Source organism: Streptomyces sp. NPDC006923 (genome assembly GCF_040635655.1).
Classification (GTDB): Bacteria; Actinomycetota; Actinomycetes; order Streptomycetales; family Streptomycetaceae; genus Streptomyces.
In genome coordinates, this window is sequence record NZ_JBEYIF010000013.1 from 1 (window position 1) to 22,727 (window position 22,727).

15 protein-coding genes are annotated in these 22,727 nt (G+C 72.7%); 4 read left to right on the forward strand and 11 right to left on the reverse strand.

What is annotated here, in order from left to right:
• Positions 1-409 precede the first annotated feature (409 nt).
• Both ABZ707_RS24370 and ptsP read left to right on the forward strand, forming a co-directional pair.
• Complete coding sequence (locus ABZ707_RS24370; RefSeq protein WP_360178746.1) at positions 410-859, forward strand: PTS glucose transporter subunit IIA; 450 nt, start codon at positions 410-412, stop codon at positions 857-859.
• A 92-nt stretch (positions 860-951) separates the two neighbouring features.
• Positions 952-2,622, forward strand: coding sequence for a phosphoenolpyruvate--protein phosphotransferase (gene ptsP / locus ABZ707_RS24375; protein ID WP_360178749.1), 1,671 nt, complete (start codon positions 952-954; stop codon positions 2,620-2,622).
• 73 nt (positions 2,623-2,695) lie between these two features.
• Here ptsP and ABZ707_RS24380 read toward each other — a convergent pair whose 3' ends face one another.
• Together ABZ707_RS24380 and ABZ707_RS24385 are read right to left on the reverse strand one after the other, a co-directional pair.
• A complete protein-coding gene (locus ABZ707_RS24380; protein ID WP_360178752.1) occupies positions 2,696-3,631 on the reverse strand; it encodes a hypothetical protein in 936 nt (311 codons plus the stop codon).
• 74 nt (positions 3,632-3,705) lie between these two features.
• Entirely contained in the window at positions 3,706-5,691 is a 1,986-nt protein-coding gene (locus ABZ707_RS24385; protein WP_360178755.1) for an acetoacetate--CoA ligase, read from the reverse strand.
• A 216-nt stretch (positions 5,692-5,907) separates the two neighbouring features.
• Between ABZ707_RS24385 and ABZ707_RS24390 the strand changes: the two genes are divergently transcribed.
• Positions 5,908-8,265, forward strand: a complete 2,358-nt coding sequence (locus ABZ707_RS24390) for a glycoside hydrolase family 31 protein (RefSeq protein ID WP_360178758.1) — start codon at positions 5,908-5,910, stop codon at positions 8,263-8,265.
• Positions 8,266-8,309: 44 nt separating this feature from the next.
• On the opposite strand, the gene ABZ707_RS24395 is transcribed toward ABZ707_RS24390, so the two are convergent.
• The 5 genes from ABZ707_RS24395 to ABZ707_RS24415 all read right to left on the reverse strand — a co-directional run bounded on the left by ABZ707_RS24395 (position 8,310) and on the right by ABZ707_RS24415 (position 13,353).
• Positions 8,310-8,858 (reverse strand): NUDIX domain-containing protein, encoded by a 549-nt coding sequence (locus ABZ707_RS24395; protein ID WP_360178761.1) that lies wholly within the window; start codon positions 8,856-8,858, stop codon positions 8,310-8,312.
• A 399-nt stretch (positions 8,859-9,257) separates the two neighbouring features.
• Positions 9,258-9,863, reverse strand: a complete 606-nt coding sequence (locus ABZ707_RS24400) for an ATP/GTP-binding protein (protein ID WP_360178764.1) — start codon at positions 9,861-9,863, stop codon at positions 9,258-9,260.
• Positions 9,844-10,239, reverse strand: coding sequence for a DUF742 domain-containing protein (locus ABZ707_RS24405; protein ID WP_360178767.1), 396 nt, complete (start codon positions 10,237-10,239; stop codon positions 9,844-9,846). Before ABZ707_RS24405 ends, ABZ707_RS24400 begins: the two co-directional genes overlap by 20 nt.
• Positions 10,240-10,249: 10 nt before the next feature.
• A complete protein-coding gene (locus tag ABZ707_RS24410) occupies positions 10,250-10,693 on the reverse strand; it encodes a roadblock/LC7 domain-containing protein (RefSeq protein ID WP_360178770.1) in 444 nt (147 codons plus the stop codon).
• Positions 10,690-13,353: a nitrate- and nitrite sensing domain-containing protein gene (locus ABZ707_RS24415; protein WP_360179091.1), complete on the reverse strand. Its 2,664-nt coding sequence runs from the start codon at positions 13,351-13,353 to the stop codon at positions 10,690-10,692. The genes ABZ707_RS24410 and ABZ707_RS24415 overlap by 4 nt, the downstream gene beginning before the upstream one ends.
• Positions 13,354-13,826: 473 nt before the next feature.
• On the opposite strand from ABZ707_RS24415, the gene ABZ707_RS24420 reads away from it, so the two are divergent.
• Entirely contained in the window at positions 13,827-14,267 is a 441-nt protein-coding gene (locus ABZ707_RS24420) for a hypothetical protein (protein WP_360178773.1), read from the forward strand.
• Positions 14,268-14,348: 81 nt separating this feature from the next.
• Here the strand turns inward: ABZ707_RS24420 and ABZ707_RS24425 are convergent, their stop codons facing one another.
• The 4 genes from ABZ707_RS24425 to ABZ707_RS24440 all read right to left on the reverse strand — a co-directional run bounded on the left by ABZ707_RS24425 (position 14,349) and on the right by ABZ707_RS24440 (position 22,623).
• A complete protein-coding gene (locus ABZ707_RS24425) occupies positions 14,349-19,181 on the reverse strand; it encodes a hypothetical protein (protein ID WP_360178776.1) in 4,833 nt (1,610 codons plus the stop codon).
• Positions 19,182-19,277: 96 nt separating this feature from the next.
• The gene (locus tag ABZ707_RS24430) at positions 19,278-20,189 is read right to left on the reverse strand and encodes a hypothetical protein (RefSeq protein ID WP_360178779.1); all 912 of its coding nucleotides are present in this window, start codon (positions 20,187-20,189) and stop codon (positions 19,278-19,280) included.
• 88 nt (positions 20,190-20,277) lie between these two features.
• On the reverse strand, positions 20,278-21,822 hold the full coding sequence (locus ABZ707_RS24435) for a hypothetical protein (protein ID WP_360178782.1): 1,545 nt from the start codon (positions 21,820-21,822) through the stop codon (positions 20,278-20,280).
• A 69-nt stretch (positions 21,823-21,891) separates the two neighbouring features.
• On the reverse strand, positions 21,892-22,623 hold the full coding sequence (locus ABZ707_RS24440) for a GntR family transcriptional regulator (protein ID WP_360178785.1): 732 nt from the start codon (positions 22,621-22,623) through the stop codon (positions 21,892-21,894).
• Between the last annotated feature and the right edge of the window lie 104 nt (positions 22,624-22,727).

Below are 22,727 nucleotides of genomic sequence, written 5' to 3' on the forward strand. Positions count from 1 at the left end.
TTGAGTTCTCAAGGAACGAACGCTTCCTTCAGCCCCGTCTCCGGGCCCTCCGGGCGCTTCCCTCCGGTACTTCATTTCGTTCCGTACTTCGTGTTCCCGACTCTATCAGGCCTTTTCGCTCTCCTTGACCACCGTCTCGCAGACATGCAAAAGCGGAGGTAAAGCAAGAATCCAGGTGTGATAGATGCTGCCGACCCCCGACACAATGTCTCGGCGGGGCCAGGCAGGAGTACGACACTACAGCGGGTCGGTCGAGACAGGCAAATCCATTCCGGTGACACCGGCGCTGCCCGACTCGTTGCTGTCATGCGGAACCGTTACTTCCCATGACTTACCCTTCTGAACAGCACGTCGTCCCATCACAGGCGGTGACGGCGCCCCCGAATCTCCGCCCCCTGGGAGGCCCCCCATGACCATCGTGACCGCGCCGCTGCCCGGACGGGCCGTCGGACTCGCCGCCGTCCCCGACCCGGTGTTCTCCGGCGCGATGGTCGGCCCCGGCACAGCCATCGACCCCGTCCGGGAGCCGGGCGAGGCCGTCTCCCCGATCGACGGTGTCGTTGTGTCTCTGCATCCGCACGCGTTTGTCGTGGTCGACGCGGCCGGGCACGGGGTGCTGACGCACCTGGGTATCGACACCGTTCAACTCAATGGCGAGGGCTTCGAACTGCTCGTCAACAAGGGGGACACGGTCGAGCGCGGTCAGGCCGTCGTGCGCTGGAACCCGGCCGCTGTCGAAGAGGCCGGCAAGTCTCCCGTCTGCCCGATCGTGGCACTGGAGGCCACGGCCGACGCGCTCTCCGATCTCCGTGAGGACGGCGATGTGAAGACCGGTGACACGCTCTTCGGCTGGCAGTGACGCCGGAACCGTATGTCAGGGACGGGCGCTGAGCGCTCGTCGCACACCCATCGGGGCCCGACCGGGGCGCCCCACAATGCGGAGACGGTGAGATGGAGACAACGCTGCGAGGCGTCGGGGTCAGCCATGGAGTGGCGATCGGCGAGGTCCGGCACATGGGGACCGCGGTGCTGGAGCCGCCGGCCAAGCAGATCCCGGCGGAGGAGGCGGAGCGCGAGCAGGGACGCGCCCGTCAGGCCGTCGAGGCGGTCGCGGCCGACCTGATGGCGCGCGGCAATCTGGCGGGCGGCGAGGCGCAGGCGGTGCTTGAGGCGCAGGCGATGATGGCGCAGGACCCCGAGCTGATCGCCGATGTGGACCGGCGTATCGCCGTGGGGAGCACGGCGGAGCGCGGGGTGTACGACGCGTTCGCCTCGTACCGCGCGCTGCTCGCGGGTGCCGGTGACTATCTGGCCGGGCGGGTCGCGGACCTGGACGATGTGCGCAATCGCATCGTCGCCCGGCTGTTGGGTGTCCCGATGCCGGGTGTGCCGGACAGTGATGAGCCGTATGTCCTGATCGCCCGCGATCTCGCGCCCGCCGACACGGCGTTGCTCGACCCCGCTCTGGTGCTCGGTTTTGTGACCGAGGAGGGTGGGCCGACCAGTCACAGCGCGATTCTGGCGCGGGCGCTCGGAGTGCCGGCGGTCGTCGCGCTGCCGGGTGCCGGGGAACTGGCCGAAGGTGTGGTGGTCGCGGTCGACGGCAGCACCGGTGATGTCTTCGTGGATCCCAGTGCCGAGAAGCGGGCGGAGCTGGAGGAGGCGGCCGCCGCGCGGAAGGCCGCGCTGTCCGCCGCCACCGGGCCCGGCGCGACCTCGGACGGTCACAAGGTCCCGTTGCTCGCCAATGTCGGCGGGCCCGCGGATGTGCCGGCCGCCGTCGAGGCGGGTGCCGAGGGTGTGGGGCTCTTCCGTACCGAGTTCCTGTTCCTGGACGACAGTGAGCAGGCCCCTTCGGAGGAGAAGCAGATCGAGGCGTACCGGACGGTGCTCGAAGCGTTCCCCGAGGGCCGTGTGGTCGTACGGGTGCTGGACGCCGGAGCGGACAAGCCGCTGGACTTCCTGACCCCCGCCGACGAGCCGAACCCGGCGCTCGGTGTGCGGGGTCTGCGGAGTCTGCTGGAGCACCCGGAGGTGCTGCGGACCCAACTGACCGCGCTGGCCAAGGCGGCCCAGGGTCTTCCGGTGTATCTGGAGGTCATGGCGCCCATGGTGGCCGACCGTGCGGATGCCAGGGCGTTCGCGGACGCCTGCCGTGAGGCGGGGCTGCACGCCAAGTTCGGTGCGATGGTGGAGATTCCGTCCGCCGCCCTGCGGTCGCGTTCGATTCTTCAGGAGGTCGAGTTCCTTTCGCTGGGGACCAACGATCTCGCGCAGTACACCTTCGCCGCCGACCGGCAGGTGGGTGCGGTGGCACGGTTGCAGGATCCGTGGCAGCCCGCGCTGCTCGACCTGGTGGCGCTGGCCGCGGAGGGCGCCAGGGCCGAGGGCAAGAGCTGTGGCGTGTGCGGTGAGGCGGCCGCCGATCCGCTGCTCGCCTGTGTGCTCACCGGGCTCGGGGTGACCTCGCTGTCGATGGGCGCGGCGTCGATCCCCTATGTGCGGTCGACCCTGGCCAAGCACACACTGGCGCAGTGCGAGCGGGCCGCCGCCGCCGCGCGCGCCACGGACACCGCCGAGGACGCCAGGAAGGCGGCGCAGGCGGTGCTGTCCGGCGAGTGACGGACCTGGCCCGTTCTGATCGTGGTGCCGCAGGGGCTTCCCGCCGTGTCCGGGCGGGGAGCCCCCGCGGCGTTCAGTGGTGGGTGCCGGTGTCGTCCGGGCCGAGGTCGAAGCCGGCGCAGTACTCCACTCCGGGCTCCGGGGAGAGCGGCTCTCCGGTGTCGGCATCGGTGCAGTAGGCGCTGAAGACCTCGCCCGCGGTGAGCGGGACGAGGCGGTCGCGGCGCAGTCGCCAGCCGTGCAGCCGGTCGGGGGTGTCCGGTCCTGTGGTGCGAAGCACCACTCCTCCCGGGCTTTCCAGGGCGATACCGGCGGCCAGGACGCTCACGAATTCGGCGCCCTCGGACGAGTCGAGCCGGGCGGGTGTGTCGCCGGCGCGTTCGGTGTGGAGCACCGCGAGAAGTTGTTCGTCGGCGGCGGGGACGCTGCAGACGAGGTGGTGCGTGCCGGGGCCCGCCGTCTCCAGCAGCCGGAGCAGCAGGTGGGAGGCGCGGTCGAAGGCCGCGCGGCCGATGTCCTGTCCGCATTCGGCGCACTCCCCGAGATCGGCGAGGACCGTTGTCGTGTACTCCCAGGTGGCTCTGCGGACCGCGGTGTCGAGGAGCAGCGGGACAAGACTGTCGTGGGGCTGCCCGGCGTAGGCGACGGCGGCGCCGTCCACGGGGATTCTGGCGGTGAACCGGCTGCGGCTGGCCGGGCTGTCCGGGTCGAGCCCGGTGTGCGCGCAGTACTCCGCGAATTCCTCCGGGTCGAAGAGCGCGACCGTGGTGTGGACGCCCTGGGATGCCAGGGATCTCAGGAGTCCGTCGAGCTGGCGCAGATAGGCCGCGTGGTCGTCGAAGGTGAAGCTGCGGTACCGGCGCATGGCGGCGAAGTCCCGTTCGTCGGCCAGCAGGCCGACGGTGCTGGGGACTTCGCGCCGCAGTCTGCGGCGGACGGTGCCGCCCGCCCTGTCGTGTGCGGGCCGCCGTGTCCGCCCGGCTCGTCCGTGGTGCTCGTCGCGTGCCATGAGTCCCCCTCAGTACTGTCGATCACTGGTCACCGACAGTAATTGAGGGGTCTGACAACGGGCCCCGACGGCGGTCAGCGACGGTCGCGGGCGAGGTCCTCGTAGAAATGGAGCAGTTCGAGGTTGTCCACGGATCCGGGGTTGACGGCCTTGTCCAGGGGCGTGCCCTGGAGCAGGCGCTTGACGGGGACTTCGATGCGCTTGCCGGTCAGGGTGTGCGGGATGCCGGGAACGGTGATGATCTCGTCCGGGACATGGCGGGGGGAGAGATGTTCGCGGATCGTCTGTGTGACGCGGGCCCGCAGGGCGTCGTCGAGCACGGCGCCCTCGGTGAGGTGGACGAAGAGCGGCATCCAGTAGCCGCCGTCCGGCTCCTCCAGGCCGATGACCAGGGATTCGCGGATCTCCGGCAGGCGTTCGACGGCCTCGTAGATGTCGGCGGAGCCCATCCGGACGCCCTGGCGGTTCAGGGTGGAGTCGGAGCGGCCGTGGATGACGACCGAGCCGTGCCCGGTGATGGTGATCCAGTCCCCGTGGCGCCAGACACCGGGGAACATCTCGAAGTAGCTGTCGCGGTAGCGGCTGCCGTCGGGGTCGTTCCAGAAGCGGATCGGCATGGAGGGCATGGGGTTGGTGACGATCAGTTCGCCGACCTCGTCCAGGACGGGCTTTCCCGCGGGGTCCCATGCCTGGAGGTCCGTGCCCAGGCAGGCCGCCTGGAGCTCTCCGACATGCACCGGGAGGGTGGGTACGGCCCCGGCGAAGCAACTGCAGACGTCGGTGCCGCCGCTGACGGAGGCGATCCACAGGTCCTCGGCCACCTCGTCGTGCAGCCAGCGGAATCCGTCCGGCGGGAGCGGTGAACCGGTGGTGGCGACGCACTTCACGCGTGAGAGGTCGTGGTTGGCCGCGGGCCGCGCCCCGGCCTTGCGGCAGGCCATGACATACGCGGCGGACGTGCCGAAGAGGGTGGTGCGGGTCCGGTCGGCGACGGCCCACTGGGCGTCGACGGCGGGGAAGCCGGGGCTGCCGTCGTACAGCACGACCGTGGTGCCGGTGAGCAGGCCGGAGACGAGGAAGTTCCACATCATCCAGCCGGTGGAGGTGTACCAGAAGAACCGGTCCCCGGGGCCGAGGTCGCAGTGCAGTCCGAGCTGCTTGAAGTGCTCCAGCAGGATGCCGCCCTGGGACTGGACGATCGCCTTGGGCAGGCCGGTGGTGCCGGAGGAGTACAGGACCCACAGGGGGTGGTCGAAGGGGACCTGTTCGAAGATCCGGTCGTCGGCGCCGGTGGTGCCGGCGGTCAGGTCCGCCCATTCCAGGGCGCCTTCGGGGGCCGGGGTGCCCAGCAGCGGGACATGGACCACGGCCCGCAGGGTGGGCAGCTCACGGCGGAGTTCGGCGACGGTCTCGGTGCGGTCGTGTTCCTTGCCGCCGTAGCGGTAGCCGTCGACGGTGAAGAGTACGACGGGTTCGACCTGCTGGAAGCGGTCCAGGACACTGCGGGCGCCGAAGTCCGGGGCGCAGGAGGTCCAGACTCCGCCGACGGCGGCGGTGGCCAGCAGCGCGGTGACGGCCTGCGGGATGTTGGGAAGGTAGCCGCTGACGCGGTCTCCGGGCCGCACGCCGAGTGCTCGCAGCTCCCCGGCGAGGGAGGTGACCTGGCGGCGCAGCTCGGACCAGCTTGTCGCGACCGGTTCATGTGTTTCGTCGACATACAGGAGGGCCGGGTCGTGGGCGCGGGCCGGGTCTTCGGCGGTACGCAGCGCGTGTTCGGCGTAGTTGAGGGTGGCTCCGGGGAACCACTGTGCGCCGGGCATGGTGCGGTCGCCCAGGACGCGTGTGTACGGAGTGGAGAACCGGATGTCGAACCAGTCGGCGACGGCGGCCCAGAACGTTTCGAGTTCGTCGACCGACCAGCGGTGCAGCGCGGCGTAGCCGCCCTCGGCCGGGGCGCCGTACCGCTCGGCGGCCCAGCTCTGGAAGCGCGTGACATGGGCGGCCGCGATGCGGTCGGGACTCGGCTGCCAGAGGGGGTCGAGGCTGGCTGCTGCGGTCATGGGGCGGCTCCCGGTGGCTCGACGCGTGGTGTGCGTGGTCGCGCGCACGGGCGGGGGTGTGCGCGTGACGCGGCTGACACGGACGATGCCATGTGATCGTCGTTCGCACCAGGTTTCGCCACCCATGGTCGGCTGGCCGGATATGTGCTGTCACCACGGGTGAACGGGAGTTGAACGATGCCCCCGGGGTCCCGGCCGGATGGCAGGCTGAGCAGCATGGACGGTCGTGAACTGGTGCGTTCGATGAAAGTGGTCGGGTCGGTACAGGGGCTCCGCGCCGTACGGTCGGCCTGGCGGCAATGGCGTACGGATGCCAGAGAGCCGGCGCCGCGCGGCCCGGAACGGGCCCGGGTGCCCGGTCCGGTGACCGGCGCCGAGCGCATGCCCGGTGGCGGCACCGTACGGTTCGCGCGCGCGGAGCTGCATGTGTGCGTCACGGTGGGCGGGGCGGTCTTCTGGGGCTGGGACGGCGCGCGGCCGCTGCCGTCGTACGCGCTCGACGAGGCATCTCCCGGGCCGGATCCGCGGGCCGGGCTGGAGCCCGACAAGGACGGCGGCTGGCGGGTGGTGTCGGAGCGGGTGACGGTGGCGGTCTCGCGCCACGGCGCTGTGGAGGTCCGTACACCGGGCGGTGTGCTGCTGCGCCGGGAATTGCCGCCCCGCTGGTGGGAGCGGGCCCCGGGGGGTCCCGCGCGCTGGGTGCAGCGGTCCGAGGTGCCCGCGGACGCGCGGTTCTTCGGCCTGGGCGGGCGGGCCTCGGGGCCCCGGCTGCGGGACGGTGTGTACCGGCTGTGGAACACCGATCCGGGCGGTCGCTTCGGACCTGACGACGATCCGCTGTATGTGACGATGCCGGTGCAGCTCGTGGTGGCCGACGCGGGTACGCATCTGGCCTTCTACGACAACTCCTGGGACGGCCGGGTCGTCCTGAGGGAGGGTGAGGAGGGCGCGGGCTCGGGGCACGACCGGCCCGGCGGCAGCGAGCTGCGGATGGACGGGGGGCCGCTGCGCTGCTGGGTGGTGACCGGTACACCGGCCCGGGTGCTGCACGCCTGGACGGCGCTCAGCGGGGCGCCGACCCCGCCGCCGGCCTGGGCGCTCGGGCCGCAGCACGCCCGCTGGGGTTTCGGCAGCGAGCGGGAGGTGCGGCGGATCGTCGCCGGTTATCGGGAGCGGGATCTGCCGCTGTCCGCGGTCCATCTCGACATCGATCACTACGACGCGCATCAGGTCTTCACCGTCGACCGTGAGCGCTTCCCCGATCTGCCGGGTCTCGCCAAGGAGTTGCGCGCGGACGGCGTCCGGCTGGTCTCGATCGTCGATCCGGCGGTGAAGGCGGAGCGTGGGAACGCGGTGTACGACAGCGGTTCCGCGGTGGGCGCCTTTGTGCGGGACGGACGGGGGCGGGAGGTGCGGGGCGTGGTCTGGCCCGGCGACTGCGTCTATCCGGACTTCACGGATCCGCTGGTGCGTGACTGGTGGGGCGGGCTGTACGAGGAGCGGCTGGCGCAGGGGTTCGCCGGGGTGTGGCACGACATGAACGAGCCGGTGTCCTTCGCTCCGTTCGGTGACCCGACGCTGCCCCGGTCGGCCAGGCACCGGCTGGAAGGCAGGGGCGGGGACCACCGCGAGGCCCACAATGTGTACGGGCTGGCCATGGCGCGGGCCGGATTCGAAGGTCTGTGGCGGCTGCGGCCGGAGGAGCGTCCTTTTCTCTTCTCCCGCTCGGGCTGGGCCGGGATGCAGCGATATGGCGGTACGTGGTCCGGCGATGTGTCGACCGGCTGGCCGGGGCTGCGGGCGTCGCTCTCGCTGGTGCTGGGGCTCGGCCTGTGCGGAGTGCCGTATTCGGGGCCCGATGTGGGCGGGTTCGACGGGAGTCCGTCGCCCGAGCTGTATCTGCGCTGGTTCCAGCTCGGGGCGTATCTGCCGCTGTTCCGTACGCACGCGGCGATCGACGCGGGGCGGCGGGAGCCGTGGGAGTTCGGCGCCGAGGTACTCGAACACGCGCGGGCCGCGCTCGCCGGGCGGGAGCGGCTGCTGCCGTACTTCGTGACGCTGGCTCAGCTCGCGAGGCTGACGGGAGCGCCGTATGCGCGGCCGCTGTGGTGGGGCGCTCCGGAGGACCGGGCGCTGCGCGACTGCGAGGACGCGTTTCTTCTCGGTGACTCGCTGCTGGTGGCCCCGGTGCTGGAACGCGGAGTGGAACGGCGCGGAGTGCGTCTGCCGCGCGGCCGGTGGTACGACACGGTGACGGGAGAGGCGTACGAGGGGCCCGGTCAGGTTGTGCTGGACGCGCCGCGCTCCCGTATTCCGGTGCTGGCACGGGCCGGTGCGGTGATTCCCGTGCGGGGCGAGGACGGCGGCTGTGTGCTGGAGGTGTGGGCTCCGGCGGACGGACGTCCGGGCGGTGGCCTGGTGGTCCGGGATCCGGGCGACGGCCGTGGTGAGCCGGAGGTGGAGCGCTATACCTCACGGCTGGTGGACGGTGAGGTCGTGGTGGAGCGGGTGGGGCACGACGGCGCGGTGGAGCCGGACTGGGAGGTGCGGGTGCGGGGCGTACGGCGGGGGTGACGGGACCGTCCCCCGGGCGGACGGGGCGGACCGGGCGTCCCGCGTCAGGGACGTCTCGTCGCCCGGGCCGGGTCGTAGCGGCCGGCGAACCAGGCGCGTACGGCCTCCGTGTGCAGGGGGAAGGCGAGTTCCGCCGGAGCGCGCAGAAGCTGCCAGCCCCGTGTCTCGTCCGTGGGGACGGAGGGCGGCAACTGGGCGGCGGGGCGCTCCGGGAGCAGGCCGAAGAGCAGCAGATGGCCGCCCGGTGAGCTGAGGATGTCGGCCCCCCGCACATCCTCCGGCGCCGCCTCGATGCCGGTTTCCTCGCCCAGCTCCCGTACGACGGCGTGCCGCCAGTCCTCGCCGTGGTCGATGAAGCCGCCCGGGAGTGCGAGGCCGCCGCGCTGGGGCTCGATGGTGCGGGTGATGACGACCAGCGCGGTGCCCCGGCGGTCCGTCACCGGCAGCAGGGCGACGGCGACGGGCAGGGGGTTGCGGTAGGCGGTGGCGCCGCAGGCCGTGCATGTACGGGGCCAGCCGGCGTCCGGGGGATACGGGGCGCCGCAGCTTCCGCAGTGCGAGTGCGGCACGGGCTTCTTCTCGGGCTCCACCACGCGCGGACTGTATCCGATCGGGGCTGCCGGGCGGACCCGCCCCGGTGAACCGGCGCTCCGCCGGCGGGGAACCGCGTCCCTGTGCCGCCGTTGACCGCCGGCGGACGGACGGCCGGGACCACCCCCGTAGGCTCCGGCCGTCCGTCTCCCTACTGGACGTACCGAACCCGTTTCCGGTTCTCTCCGTGCCCTGACGGTGCCCTTATGGCGGAGCGAAGGACGGCCGAACGGCGCACATCCGACTCGTACGGGGAGTTCTGGCCGTACTGCTCGGCCACGCGTTGTCCGGCACGTGGCCGGAGGCGGCACGCGGCGGCCGGAAGAGCCACGGCCCGTACCCCGGTCGGTGGGGGTACGGGCCGTGTTCCCGGCGGTCCGGGCGTACCGGCTGTGCGGTGTTCAGGTCACCGCGTGCTCCCGGCGCAGCGCCGCGCGGGTCATGGCGTGTTCGACGACCGTCACCAGTACTTCCTTGACGGACTCGCGTTCGCGTGCGTCGCACATCATCAGCGGTACCTCGGGGTCGAGGTCGAGTGCGGAGCGTACGGTCTCGGGCGGGAAGCGCTCGGCGCCCTCGAAGCAGTTGACGGCGACGGTGAACGGGATGCCGCGCCGTTCGAAGTAGTCGACGGCCGCGAAGGAGTCGGCGAGGCGCCGGGTGTCGGCGAGTACGACCGCGCCGAGGGCGCCCTGGGCCAGTTCGTCCCAGAGGAACCAGAAGCGGTCCTGGCCCGGGGTGCCGAAGACGTACAGCACCAGGTCCTCGCGCAGTGTGATCCGGCCGAAGTCCATGGCGACGGTGGTGGTCGTCTTCCTCTCGACGCCGTCGACGTCGTCGACGGGCCGGCCCGCCTCGCTGAGCATCTCTTCGGTACGGAGCGGTCTGATCTCGCTGACCGCGCCCACCAGGGTGGTCTTGCCCACCCCGAAACCACCCGCGACCAGGATTTTCAGCGTCACCGGATCGACCGGCCGCTCCCTGCGGCTAGAGCGCCCGAAGACCATTGATCACCTCGCGGAGAATGCTCTCGTCCGGCAGCTCGGCCGGCGGAACTGGACGGGTTACATGCACGATCTCGCCGTCGACGAGGTCGCCCACCAGGACCCGGACCACCCCGACGGGGAGGTCCAGGCCGGCGGCGAGCTCGGCGATCGACTGGGGACTGTCGAGGCAGCGTTCGACGATCTCCACATGTTCGGGAGAGAGCGTCTGGTCCCGGCCGGGGTCCTCGGCCGCGGGTTCGGGGACGACGACCGCGATCAGGTCGAGGCGATGGCGTGCCGCGCTGCTGGTGCGGCCGCGCGTCATCGCGTACGGGCGTACCACCGGTCCGGCTTCGCCGTCGAACCAGTGCTGCGGATCCTGATCTGCGTCACTCATGCCGTCCCACTCACCCTCCGGCGGGCAGACCGGTCCGGGGTGCCGTGCCGAGATGGATGCCGACCCGCTTGACCATGAGCGTCATCTCGTAGGCGACCTGTCCGACGTCGGAGTCCGCGTCGGACAGCACGGCCAGGCAGCTTCCGTCGCCGGCCGCGGTGACGAAGAGGAAGGCTTCGTCGAGCTCCACGACGGTCTGCCGGACCTGGCCGGCCTCGAAGTGCCGGCCCACGCCCTTGGCGAGGCTGTGGAATCCGGACGCGACGGCCGCGAGGTGTTCGCCGTCCTCCCGCGTGAGGTCCTTGGACGTACCGGTGGCGAGGCCGTCACCGGAGAGGACCACCGCTTTACGGATGCTGGCGACGCGTTCGACGAGTTCGTCGAGGAGCCAGTTGAGCTCTCCGGCGCCGTCGGGGTCGGTTGAGTTGCGTACTGCGGCGTTCGGTGCGGTCATCGACCGTCCCCCTCCGATGTGGTTCCTGGTGTCTCGCCGGGGCCGGTGGTGTCCTCGGCATCGTTCTGCCGGCGCCCTCGCTGCCAGCCCCGCTGGAGTGAGGCCATGCGGTCGCGTACTTCGTCGGCGTCCCGTTCGGTGTTCCGGCTCGCGGCGGGCGCCCTGTCGGCGGCGGGTGCCGGAGCGGTGTCCCTCAACTGAGGGGCGAGGCTGGCCTGTCTGACGCGGCGGGGCAGCCCGTCGATCATGGCCGGGGCGTCCTGGGACGGCCGGCGGGCCGGGGTGCCAGGGGCGGCGGCCCAGGACCGGGCCGTTCTGCCCGTGCCGGATCCGCCGGACCCCGGTTCCGCGCCCTGGTCGTCCAGCCGCCGGCCGCGGTCCACGACCAGCGTCGGGGGCCTGCGGCGGGGCAGAACCGGTTCGTCGGCGCCCTCGTCCAGGACCTGCTGGTGCTGGTCGCGCGGGCCACGGGACTCCTCGGCGGCGAGCCCCCGGAGGTCATGGCCGTCGTCGCGTGCGGCATGGCGGGAGTCGCGGAGGTGCTCGCGCGAGCGGAACAGCCCGCCGCGTTCGTTCTGCGCGTCGTCGAGATCGGCGCGAGCGCCGAGCGGCGGTTCGAGTTCGACCGGGCCGTCGAGTACGGAAGGACCGGTGCCCAGTCCGGCGGGGACCTGTGCCAGCGTGGTGAGCCTGCCGCCGCTGTCGGCGCGGCCCCGGCCGCGTTCCAGAGCGCTCTTGCGGTCGAGCCGGAAGCCGGTGCCCTCCGTCTCGGGCGCGTCGGTCAGCAGCGCGACCGGCAGGAAGACGATCGCGGTGGTCCCGCCGTACGGGGAGGTCTGGAGGGAGACGCGGACGTTCTGCCGCTGGGCGAGCCGGCTGACGACGAACAGCCCGAGCCGGTCGGTGTCGGACAGCTCGAACTCGGGGGTCTCGGCGAGCCGGAGATTCGCGTCGAGCAGCACGTCCGGCGCCATGCCGAGACCGCGGTCGTGGATCTCCAGGGTGAAGCCGTTGGCGACCCGCTCGCCGTGCACCTGTACGGCGGTGTGCGGCGGCGAGAACACCGTGGCGTTTTCCAGGAGTTCCGCGATGAGGTGGGTGAGGTCGGCGACCGCGGGGCCGCCGACGCCGATCCGCGGCAGCCTGCGGACCTCGACGCGCTCGTAGTCCTCGACCTCGGCGACCGCCGCGCGTACCACGTCCATGAGCTGGACGGGCTTGCGCCACTGCCGGGACGGTGCGGCCCCGGAGAGGATCACCAGGCCCTCCGCGTGCCGTCGCATACGGGTGGTGAGGTGGTCGAGCCGGAAGAGGTCGGCGAGTTCCTCGGTGTCCTCCGTACGGCGCTCCATGGTGTCCAGGAGCGTGAGCTGACGGTGGAGCAGGACCTGGTTGCGGCGGGCGAGGTTGACGAACACCTCGGAGACACCGCGCCTGAGGTCGGCCTGTTTCACGGCGGCCTCGACAGCGGCGCGCTGGAGTGTGTTGAGGGCCTGGCCGACCTGGCCGACCTCGTCCTTCTCGTAGTCGAGCCGCGGGGCCTCGGTCTCCACGTCGACCTGGTCGCCGGCGGCGAGGCGGCGCATGACGCTGGGCAGCCGTACGCCGGAGACCTCGTGGGCCTCCTTGCGGAGCCGGGACAGGTCACGGATCAGGTCGCGGCCGACGCGTACGGACACGAAGAGGGAGACGAGGAGGGCGACAAGACCCAGCACGCCCGCGACCCCGGCCCGGACGAACACCTCGCGGCGGACCGGGTTCACATGGTCCCGGTAGAGGGCGCCGGCCTGGGCGCTCTCATGGGTCAGGTCCTGAAGGACGGGGGCGGTCATCTCCTGCCAGCCCTCGGCGTCGATCGTCTTCGGATCCCGGCCGGGGCCGGCCGCGATGAGACGGTCCTCGGTGGTGCGGAGAGTGAGGCTGGCCGGAGTGCGCCAGTACTGTTCGAGGATCGCGCGGTCCGAGGCGGGCAGGTCGGACAGGTTGGTCTGGTAGAGCAGGGTGCGGTTGGCGACCAGGTCGGAGAGGGCGCGGATCTCGTCCGCGGTGATCCTGCGGGCGATCAGCGCGGAGACCACCAGGGCGTCCTCGCGGGAGACCATCTCCTTGGCGCGGTCGAGCCCGACCAGGGCGCGGCCCCAGTTGTCCTCGTCCACGTCCTCGCGGTCGTTCAGGGCCGCGAGGAAGCCGAAGCCGGGGTCGACCAGCCGGCTGTAGAAGTCCAGTGCCTGCGCGCGGGAGACGGTGTTCTTCTCCACCGAGCGGCGCATGGCGCCGAGGCCGTGGAGCGCGTCGAGGAGTGTCTTGAACTGCTGGGACGCCGCGGGGTCGAGCTGATCGCGTACGGCGTCGGCGTTGGCCCTGACCTGTGCGACGGCCTCGTCCGTCTCGGCGCGGCGGACGCGGAGTTCGCTCAGCGAATCGGAGGCCCGGGGGTCGGCCAGGTAGACGAGTGTCTGGCGGCGCTCGCTCTGGATGCCGCGGAGCGTGTCCTCGACGGGGTGGCCGACCTTCTCGAAGGCGTAGCCGACGTCCAGTAGCTGAGCGGCCTCACGGCTGGTGAGCGTGGTGGCGAGCCCCCAGAGCGCGGTGAGGGCGACGAGCGGCACGAGCAGCAGCGCCACGATCTTCCGGCGGATTGACTTCCCGCGAAAGCGCATGGCCTCCCCCAGCTCGATCCCCGCCCGGTGCGGGAGATGCTCCGTCAACAAACGGCGCGAGCCTACTACTGCCACACCAGCAACTCGAAGGCATGTCCGGATGTTTTTCAGCCACCCACCACAGCGTTGATCATGAGTTGTCCCGGTATCCGGCGAGATGGCTTCCGGGCCCGAGACGGGGAAACCCGGGCAGGGTTCCATGAAACCTCACGACGATGGCTGAAATCATTCGACAGGTGATCGGTGCCGGGAATCTTCCCGTCCTGCCGTTCGTCCTTGTGTGCGGGGATCAGGGGAAGTGGGGAGCGCTGCGGGTGGTTCGCGCGGCACATTCGGCGCCCGGGCCCCTGTCTGGCACACGCGCCGTCCGCCCCCGGGCGGGGCGGGTGGCCGGGCAGGGCCCATGCCGGAATGAAGCGGCGCACGCCGGGCAGTCACCCTTGAGTCGGACATCGGTGGGGAGTGACGGGGTCATGGAGACGGACGAGTGGCGCGGCACGGCGTCGGCGGACGGGTTCGCGGGGGTGCGCCGAGGGCTCTGGGTCGAGGAGCCGGCCGTGCGGTACCGGATGCCGGATCAGGTGAGAAGAGCCGCCGTGCGGGCGGTGATCATAGCGGCGGTGACACTGATTCAGGCCATGATTGCCTTCCTCAGTACGCTCGCGGGCTCCTGGCTGGCCTTTCCCATGGTGCTCAGCAGCGTGGCCTCGACGGTCGTGGCGACCTGGGGCGTGCTGGACGTATGGGTGACGCGCCAGATGTGGAACCAGCGGCACGGCGTGGTGTCCGTTCCCAGCAGCACGGCGCGGCAGTTGCGCCGGGAGCGGCGCAGGGCCCGGCGCGCGGCGCGGGCCGCGATGCGTGAGGAGACCCGGATACGGCGCCGGGGCGCGAACAGGCTCAGCGAAGCCTGAGCGTCCGTGTCCCCGGCGGCCGGAGGTGGTTGACCGCCGCTTCCGGCTCCGTGTCCCACGCGTCCGGGAGCCGGTCCGCCGTCACTCAGCGGCGGGCTCCGGGGCGCGCTTGAACATCCGTGTGGCGGTGATCTCGCCGTGCACGGTCTCGCCCTCCGGGTCCTGCTGGGGCAGGCCGGGACGCAGATGCTCCTCCACGCTGATGTACTTCAGCCCCGCACGCAGATCCGCGTCATTGCGCAACCTGATCACCAGCGGGAACTCCGCCAGCGCCGTCGTGTCGAACAGCCCGGTGGTGTAGAGGAGCTGAACGCCCAGCGCGTCCGAGACCGCGCGCTGCAGTTCCAGCAGATAGGTGGCGTTGGCGCGGCCGATCGGATTGTCGAGGAAGAGCGTCCCGGCGTGGCGGTGCTTGTCCCGGCCCCGGTCGTTGCTGCGCAGGGCCGCCATGGTGCAGTACAGCGCGATCGCGGCGGTGAGAAGCTGCCCGCCGGAGAACACGTCGCCCATCTGTCCGACCGGGACCCGCTCGGCCCGCAGGACGGCGTCGGGCTTGAGGATCTCCACGGCGACACCCTTGGGCTGAAGTGCCGCCTGGACACCCCGCAGCAGCAGCGACATCCCGTCCCTGCGGAGGTCGGAGTTCTTCTTCAGGGCCGCGCGGGTCGCCTCGTCGATGACCTCGCCGAGCCGCTCGGTGAGCAGGGACCGGTCGGGTTCCTCGAAGCGGATCCGCAGGAACTCCTGTCCTGACCACTCCCCCAGCCCCTCGGGCAGCCGGGACAGCCGCTGCGCCGAACGGAGCGTCGTCAGCGCGGACTCCACCAGACCGCGCAGCCGGGCCACGATGGAGTCCCGGTTCCGTTCGAGCTGCGCCAGCTCGTCCGTCAGCACCCGCAGCCGGGGCGCGAACGCCTCGGCCCACGCCGCGGCGTGCTCGGGCAGCGCCGACGCCGGCAGCTCCCGGATCTGCTGGCGCGCGGGCGTGCGCACCTGCTCGTAGCGGGTGGAGTTGGCATGCCGTACGAGCACGTCACAGGCTTCCCGCAGACCGGCTTCCGCGGCGGAGAGGTCGGACGCGCAGCCGCGCAGCGAGCGCCGGGCCTCGGCCGCGGAGTGCCGGGCCTCCTCCAGGGTGCCCGGATACGGCTCCGGGGCCTGGGGGGCCTCCTCGTCCCGCCCCTGCTCGTGGTCGTCGGCGGCGGCGCCGCGCAGCAGATCGCGAAGGAGAGCGGCCGTCTCGTCGAAGCCGCCCGCCGCGTCCTCGGCGGCGCGGTGGGCGTGCAGCAGCTCGTCGTGCGCGGTGCGCGCGGTCTCCAGCGCGTCGGTACGCAGGGCGAGTTCGGTGGTGGCGGTGCGCAGCAGGCTTCCCGCCTGCTCGACATCGGCGGGGACGAGCTCTTCGGGCAGTTCGGTGTGGGCGTCGCCGTCCACGGGGGCGAGCCGTTCGGCCTCGCCGCGGTACCGGCCGAGCTGTTCGCTGGCGGCCGAGGCACGCGATTCGAGGAGCTGCACGAGTGATTCCGCGCGGGCGGCGGCCGCCTGCCGGGACGGGCCGTCGGCGCCGTCGGTGGATTCGAGGAGCTGCGCGGCGCGGCCCCGGACCTTGTTGGTGAGCCGGTCGAGTTCGGCGAGGGCCGCGCTCTCGTCGCTCTCCGCACGGGCCTGTTCGGCCCGAAGGTCGGCGCCGACACCGACCTTCTCGTAGAGCTGGGAGGCGGCGCGGTAGGCCTCGCGCAGCGCGGGCAGCGCGGCGCGGGGTGCGTCCGGCTCCGGCTCGGGAAGGATCTCCGGCGCGCCGGCGATCTCGGCGCGTTCCGCGCGCAGGGCGCGGGCGGTACGGCGGGCGTCGTCCCCGGCTCGCTGGGCGGCCCTGCGGTCCTCGTCGGCGGCGCGGGCCCGCTCCAGGCATTCGGCGGCCCGGGCCTCCGACTCGGCGGCCTCGTCGGCCAGTTCGCGGAGTTTCGCCTGCCAGCCGGACCGCTCTCGGAGCCGGAACGCGAGGCCGGCCAGGGCGTCGGCCGCGCGGCGGGCGCGCTGGGCCGCCTCCTGGCGTTCGTCGCGGACCCGGGCGGTGTCGGCGGCGGCCTCGTCCGCCTCGGCGCGTGCCGTACGGGCCTCGGCGAGTGCCGCCGAGGCGGACTCGGCGGTCTCCCGTGCGGTGCCGGCCGCCTCGGCCAGCTCCATGAGCATGCCGGGCGGGCAGTCCGTACGCCAGGAGCCGAGCCGGGCGGCGAGCGAGCGGTCGCCGGCGAGCCGGGCCGCGAGGGTGCGGATCTCCTCGTCCCTGGCGGCGGCGCGGGTGCGCAGCGCCTGCCGCTCCTCGTCGGCGGCGTGTTCGTCGTGCATCGCCGGGTTCGGCGGTACGAGGAACACACCGCTCTCGTCCGCCCCGGGGGCCGGGACGGGCGCCAGCAGCGCGGCGGCGGTGCCCACGGCGACGGTGGAGCGCGGCAGCAGCGCGGCGCCGCTGAGCGCCTCGCGGGCCCTGGCGTGCGAGGCCGGATCGGTGATCACCACACCGTCGACCAGCTCCGGCCGGGCGGCCAGCACCGCGGCGTGGTCCGCCGGGTCGACGGCCTGGGCCAGATAGCGCCAGCCGGGGAGGGCCGGGATGCCGTGCTCGCCGAGGTACTCGACGGTGGCGAGGACATCGGGCCCTGGCGGCAGCAGTCCGCCGTCGCCGAGCGCGCCGAGGATACGGGAGTCGTCGGCGGCGGCCGTGCGCAGCTCGAAGAGCTGCCGTTCGGCGGAGGCGATGCCCTGGTCGAGCAGTTCGCGCAGTTCGTCGGCGTACCGGTCCAGTTCCCCGGGGCTCAGGGAGGCCCCGGCGGACCGCTGGGGCGCGTGCGGGGCCGGGCCGCCGGGCCGGCTCCGGGCCGGGTGCGGCACCAGGCCGTGCGTCTCTCCTGCGCCGGACGGGTGCCGGGGGCCGGGGCCGGTGTCGTGACCGGTGGCGCCGGGGCCCGTCCTGACGCCGCCTGGCGTGTCCCCGGGGGCGGCCGTACGCTCCTGCGCGGAGCCCGGGCCCCGGCGCGGCGCGGGGACTCCGGCCTGGGCGGCGGGCGGCACGGGCAGGCTCAGCAGTTCGGCGAGCCTGGGGTCCTCCGCGATCGATTCGGCGGCGCGGCGCTCCGCTTCGTAGGCGTGTTCCGCCGCGCGGGCCGCGTCGGCGGCCCGCGCCGCCGCCAGCTCGGCCCTGGACTCCGCCGAGGCCGTCTCCCTGGCCCGCTCGGCGGCCGAACGGGCGGCCTCGCGCGCCGTGTCCCAGGCGGCCACCGCCGGCTTCTCGGCGTCGCTCGCGGCGAGCGCGGCGCGGGCCGGGTCGGCGTCCGGCGCGGTGTCGTCGAGCCATCCGGCGCGTACCGCCTCTGCCGTCTCCTGTTCGACCTCGGCCAGGCGCTGGCGCAGATGGCCGGCCTCGCTGCGGGCGCGCTGGGCCTCGGTGGCGGCGGAGGTCGCGTCGCGGTGCGCGGCCTCGCCGGTCTCCTGGAGGACGGCGGAGCGCTCCTCCTGCTCGTTCGCCAGGCGCTCGCCGTCCTCGGCGGCGGCGTGCAGCGCCCGGACGAGGTCGGCCGCCGCCGTGGCCCGCGCCGCCAGGGCGGGTGCGGCGTCGCGCTCGGCCTCCCGGATCGCGACGGCCACCCGCGCGGAGCGGTCGGCGGCGGCACGGTGCCGCAGTACGGCCTCGGCGGCCTGCCACGCCGAATGGAGCGTACGGGCGTCGGTCAGCTCACGGCGCTGCGCGGCGGCGCGCTTCTCCGCCACGGTGAGGGCCAGCGAGGCGTGGCGGTAGGAGAGTTCGGCCGCGATGAGTGAGCTGCGGCCGCGCGCCTGCTCGGCGGCCGTCACGGTGTGGGCGGCCGCGGTGACCTGCTGGGCGAGCGCGGCGGCGCGCGCCCGCTCCTCGCCTGCCCGGGCCATGATCCGGCGGACCAGCGTACGGGCGCGGCGTTCGGCGCCGGCGTGGATGTCCCGGGCGCGGGAGCGGGTGTCCGCGGCCTCGACGATCCTGCCGAGCAGGTCGACGGAGCCGGCGGTGAAGTCGCGCTCCGCGGTGAGTTCGGACCGGCGGCCCAGTTTGCCGCCGAAGCCGCCGACGAGGTCGGCCAGTCCGTCCGTGTCCCGGGTGTCGGTGACGGCGCGCAGCAGCAGATCGGTGAAGTCGGAGTCCTTCTTGACCGCGAAGAGCCCCGCGGCCTCGCCCTCGTCGGCGTTCATCTCCCGCTGGTAGCGGAAGAGTTCGGGGTCGAGGCCCAGATCACCGAGGTGTTCGTTCCAGCGGTCGTGGATCTCCTCCCAGTGGACGTCGAGATGCGGATACGCCTTGCCCGCCTCGGTGAAGGCGTCCCGGAAGCCCTTCATGGTGCGGCGCCGGCCGCGTGCGCCGGAGGCGCCTTCCACGGGCGGCCGGACCGCGGTGGACTCGGCCACGGGGAGCGAGTCGAGGCTGAGCCCGGGGCCCGGCCGGAAGGAGTACCAGGCCTCGGCGAACTTCCTCGGGTCGTTGGACACCTGACGGCCGCGCCACTCACTGGCCTTGCCGACCACGACGAGTTCGCCGGTGAGGGTGTGCTGCCACTCCAGGGCGACATGGCCGCAGTCGTCGGCGAGCAGGAACTTGCGCAGCACCCCGGAGCTGGCGCCGCCGAGCGTGTTGCGGTGACCGGGGAGCATGACCGAGAAGATCAGCTTGAGCAGGACGGACTTGCCGCCGCCGTTCTCCAGGAAGAGCACACCGGCGGGGGCCGGCCGGCGCGGCGGTCCCACCGGCTCGTCCTCGAAGAACTCCGCCTGCGTGGGGGCGGGGTGGGGCACGGGAGCGCCCACTCCGCGCAGATCGAGCACGGTGTCGGCGTAGCGCGCACCGGCAGGCCCGATGGAGTAGAGGCGGACCCGGGACAGCTCGTACATGGCGGCGGACTCTCGTCGTGGTGAAGGACCGGGGCGAAGGCCGGTGGGCTCGGGCGCGGTCGGGCGGGATGGTACGGGGACCGCCGGCGGGCGGGGTCAGGCGTGGAAGGGCAGACCGGCGTCGGCGGCCAGCTCCAGGTCGTCGCCGTCGGGCGGTGGCAGCAGGGTCGCGGAGCCGTCGCTGACCGGTACGACGCCCAGCTCCAGCAGCTCGGCCATGGCCGCGTGACCGGCCATGTCGCGCACCTGGAGCTGGTAGCGGGCGGTGGTGCGGTACGCGCCTCCCGCGTCGTCACCGGTCCGCTGGAGGAAGCCCGAGTCGGTGAGGAACGCGACGGCCTTGCCGATGATGCCGGTGGTGGACCCGGCGAGCCGGCGGGCGTCCTTGGTGGCGCCGGTGGCGCTGCGCCTGGTGTAGATCCGCCAGGCGGCTTCGAGGCCGGGGGCGTCCGTCGAGGGGTCGGTGTTCTCGCCCTGTTCCTCGGCGCGCTCTTCGAGCCTGCGGCACGCCTGCCGTACGAACGCGTCGACTCCGTTGACCGTGATGCGGCCGATGTATCCGTCGTCGGCGAGGTCCTCGGGCCGGGGGAACGCCATGGCGGCGACGGCCAGATGGGCGAGACCGTGCAGGAAGCGGTCGGCGGAGTCGGTGGAGGCGCGGCGGGCGTAATCACCCATGCGGACCGCGAAGACCGAGTCCTCCCCGGCTGTCACGGCCATGCCGGCGCGTGGCGAGACCTCCAGGACGACCAGGCCGAATCCGGTGGCGACGGCGTCGGCGACGCGCGCGAAGGCGGAGTCCTCGCGATAGCGGCGCAGCAGCTCGGTGTACTCGGCGTCCCGCGCGGGCAGCAGCTTGGGCTGCAGCCCGAAGGAGACGAGCCGCGCGGCGTCGGCCGCGTCGGCGGGGGTGACCGCGCCGCCGGGCGCCGGCGCCGCGGTCTCGGCCGCCTCGCCGCCGCCGGGGTCGCTCCACGCGGCGGTGTGCTCGGCGTGGTGGTCGCTCACGGGTGGTGCTCCTCGCTGCGGTGGGTGGTGGGTGGCCATGGAAGGGCCGGGGCCGCGGACCGGACGCTCGCGGGCCTCGCGGGGACGGTCACGACGCCTCCGCGCGGTCCGCGGTCATGCCCGCCGCGTCGAGCAGGGCCGTGCCCACTATCAGGTCGGCTCCGCCGAACTCCGGGTCGTCCAGCTCCGTCCCGTCGTCGACCGCGAACAACAGCCGCTGCTCGCCCTGGCGGTAGGCCGTGCCGACCGGCGGGCTGGCGGCGTGCACGGCGAGCAGGGCGACCAGGTACGGCAGCTCCGGATCGCGCTCGCGGGCCTCCGCGAGCAGGCCGGAGAGGCGGCGCGGGGCGTCGTGCTCCAGATCGAGCAGCTCCTTGGCGCTCGCCAGTTGCTCCTCGCTGAAGCGGCTGTCGTCCGGTGTCGCGATCAGATCCGGCTCGGGCATCTCCACGCCCAGGTGCTCCCGCTCCACCGGCGGCGTGAGCAGAAGATCGATCAGGTCCCCGAGCCGGACGGAGGCGGGGGTGCGCAGGCCGGTGCCACGGGCGAAGTACGCGTCCGTCACCCGGGTCGCCCGCTCGACGGCGAGCGGCAGCAGGGGGGCGACGAGCTGCCCGTACAGATCGAGGCCGGTGCGGGCCGTGGGCCGGGCGAACGCCTGCCGGTCCTGCTCCGCGCGGAACAGCGGGCCGGCCTCCAGCAGCCGGGACTGGAGCTGGGTGTGCCGGCGGATGCAGTCCTTGACGATGTCGACCAGCTCGGCCGCGCGGCGCTTGTGCTCGGCGGTCTTCGGGTCCGCGCCGGTCTCGGCCTCGTCGCGCGCCTTGCGGATGTTGGTGAGGATCGCGTTCTCGTGGCGGTAGCGGTCGGCGACATGGTCGAGCGCCTCGTCGATCATGTCCGGTACGGCGTTGAGCCAGTCGACGGCCCGCACATTGCGGCGGGTCGCCTCCAGCGTTCTGCGCAGCGACTCGGCGTACTGCACGGTCCGGTAGCGGGCCTGCTCGGCGGCGAGCTGCGCGTCGGCGAGCCGTCCCCGGCTGATCAGCACCTCCAGCTTGACCTCGGCCGCGATCTGCGCGCTGGTGACATCCGTGTCGAGCGCGCCGACCAGGACGTTCACCGCCTCGTCGGTCGTCCGGAGATAGACGCTGCCGCCGTGGCCCGGCACCTCTTCGATGAGCTTGAAGTCGTAGTCCCTGCGCGTGTACACGCCGTCGGTGCCGAAGGTGCCGTAGACCGCGCGGAAGCCCCGGTCGACGCTGCCGACATTGATCAGATTCTCCAGCACCCAGCGGGCGACCCGCTCGTGCTCGGCGACCGGGCGGCCGGGGGCCTGGGCGGCGACCCGCGGCAGCAGTCTGGCCACTATCTGCTCGTGGTCGGCGCCGGTGTCGAAGTCCATGTTGAGCGTGACCAGATCGATGGCGGAGAGCGCCACCTCCGCCATCGCGTAGACGGAGTACTCCCCCGCCAGATTGGCCTTGCGGCTGTCGAGGTCGTGCAGCGGCGCGGTGCAGGCGAGCGCGCGCAGCCGCCGCGCCAGCCCTTCGTCGGCGGCCGGGCCCTGGGCGGGTCGCGGCCCCGCGCTGAGCTGGGGCGGAACGAATTCCGTCGAGGCAGGCGAAGTCACGCTGAACAGATTAGGTCCTCGCACCGACAACGGTCGAAACGGCGCAGAAGCGACCGCGTCCGGGCGGGCTCAGCCGGAGCCTTCCGCACCGCCGCGCGCGCCGTCCCCGGCGACGAGACCCGCGTAGACCTCGACGAGTTGCTCCCGCGAGTCGTCCAGATAGCGGGCGAGCATCCGCTCCGTGCCCTCCCGGTCCCCCGATCTGAGGGACTCCAGAAGCTGCCCGTTCCGTAGGAGATACGGCTCGTGCAGCCCGCGCGGATCGTCCACCACATGGAAGGCGAGGCGCAGTTCGGCCAGGACGCCGCGCATCAGTTCGTCGGTGCGCGCGCTGCCCGCCAGCGCGACGAGTTCCCGGTGGAAGTGGATGTTGGCCGTCGAAACGCCCTTCCAGATCTCCTCGTTCGCCGCCCGCTCGCCCTCGGCGACCGCCTTCTCCAGGCCGCTCAGCGCGAACGGCGGCCCGGCGAGCCCCCGGACCACGGCGCACTCGATCAGCCGGCGCGTGCGGTAGATGTCCTCGACGTCCCCGACCGCGAGCACCCGTACGAAGACACCCCGGTTGAGCTCATGGACGAGCAGCCGCTCGTGCGTGAGCAGCCGGAACGCCTCGCGCAACGTGTTGCGCGAGACGCCGAGCGCCTTGCCGATGGCGTCCTCGGACAGTCGCTCCCCCGGCGGGAAGTAGCCCTCCGCGATACGGGTGCGCAGGATGTCCGCGACCCGTTCCGCCGTGCTGGTACGGCCCAGCAGCGGGCGGTCGTCCGCCAGTTCGCCGAGTTCGGCCCCGCTTGTCCCCACAGCGCTCTCTCCCTCGCCGACGGCATCCGCCACGTGTACGACCCATCGTAGAAGCAAGAACGAAACAACATAACTCTTGTCGGATCGTTGAACGATCCCCTACG

Bases quoted from the DNA above. Each gene is read 5' to 3' on its own strand.
- ABZ707_RS24385 (WP_360178755.1), bottom strand. From the start codon at position 5,691: ATGACCGCAGCAGCCAGCCTCGACCCCCTCTGGCAGCCGAGTCCCGAC.
- ABZ707_RS24370 (WP_360178746.1), top strand. From the start codon at position 410: ATGACCATCGTGACCGCGCCGCTGCCCGGACGGGCCGTCGGACTCGCC.
- ABZ707_RS24405 (WP_360178767.1), bottom strand. From the start codon at position 10,239: ATGAGTGACGCAGATCAGGATCCGCAGCACTGGTTCGACGGCGAAGCC.
- ABZ707_RS24390 (WP_360178758.1), top strand. From the start codon at position 5,908: ATGGACGGTCGTGAACTGGTGCGTTCGATGAAAGTGGTCGGGTCGGTA.
- ABZ707_RS24425 (WP_360178776.1), bottom strand. From the start codon at position 19,181: ATGTACGAGCTGTCCCGGGTCCGCCTCTACTCCATCGGGCCTGCCGGT.
- ABZ707_RS24410 (WP_360178770.1), bottom strand. From the start codon at position 10,693: ATGACCGCACCGAACGCCGCAGTACGCAACTCAACCGACCCCGACGGC.
- ABZ707_RS24420 (WP_360178773.1), top strand. From the start codon at position 13,827: ATGGAGACGGACGAGTGGCGCGGCACGGCGTCGGCGGACGGGTTCGCG.
- ABZ707_RS24400 (WP_360178764.1), bottom strand. From the start codon at position 9,863: ATGGTCTTCGGGCGCTCTAGCCGCAGGGAGCGGCCGGTCGATCCGGTG.
- ABZ707_RS24380 (WP_360178752.1), bottom strand. From the start codon at position 3,631: ATGGCACGCGACGAGCACCACGGACGAGCCGGGCGGACACGGCGGCCC.
- ABZ707_RS24415 (WP_360179091.1), bottom strand. From the start codon at position 13,353: ATGCGCTTTCGCGGGAAGTCAATCCGCCGGAAGATCGTGGCGCTGCTG.
- ptsP (WP_360178749.1), top strand. From the start codon at position 952: ATGGAGACAACGCTGCGAGGCGTCGGGGTCAGCCATGGAGTGGCGATC.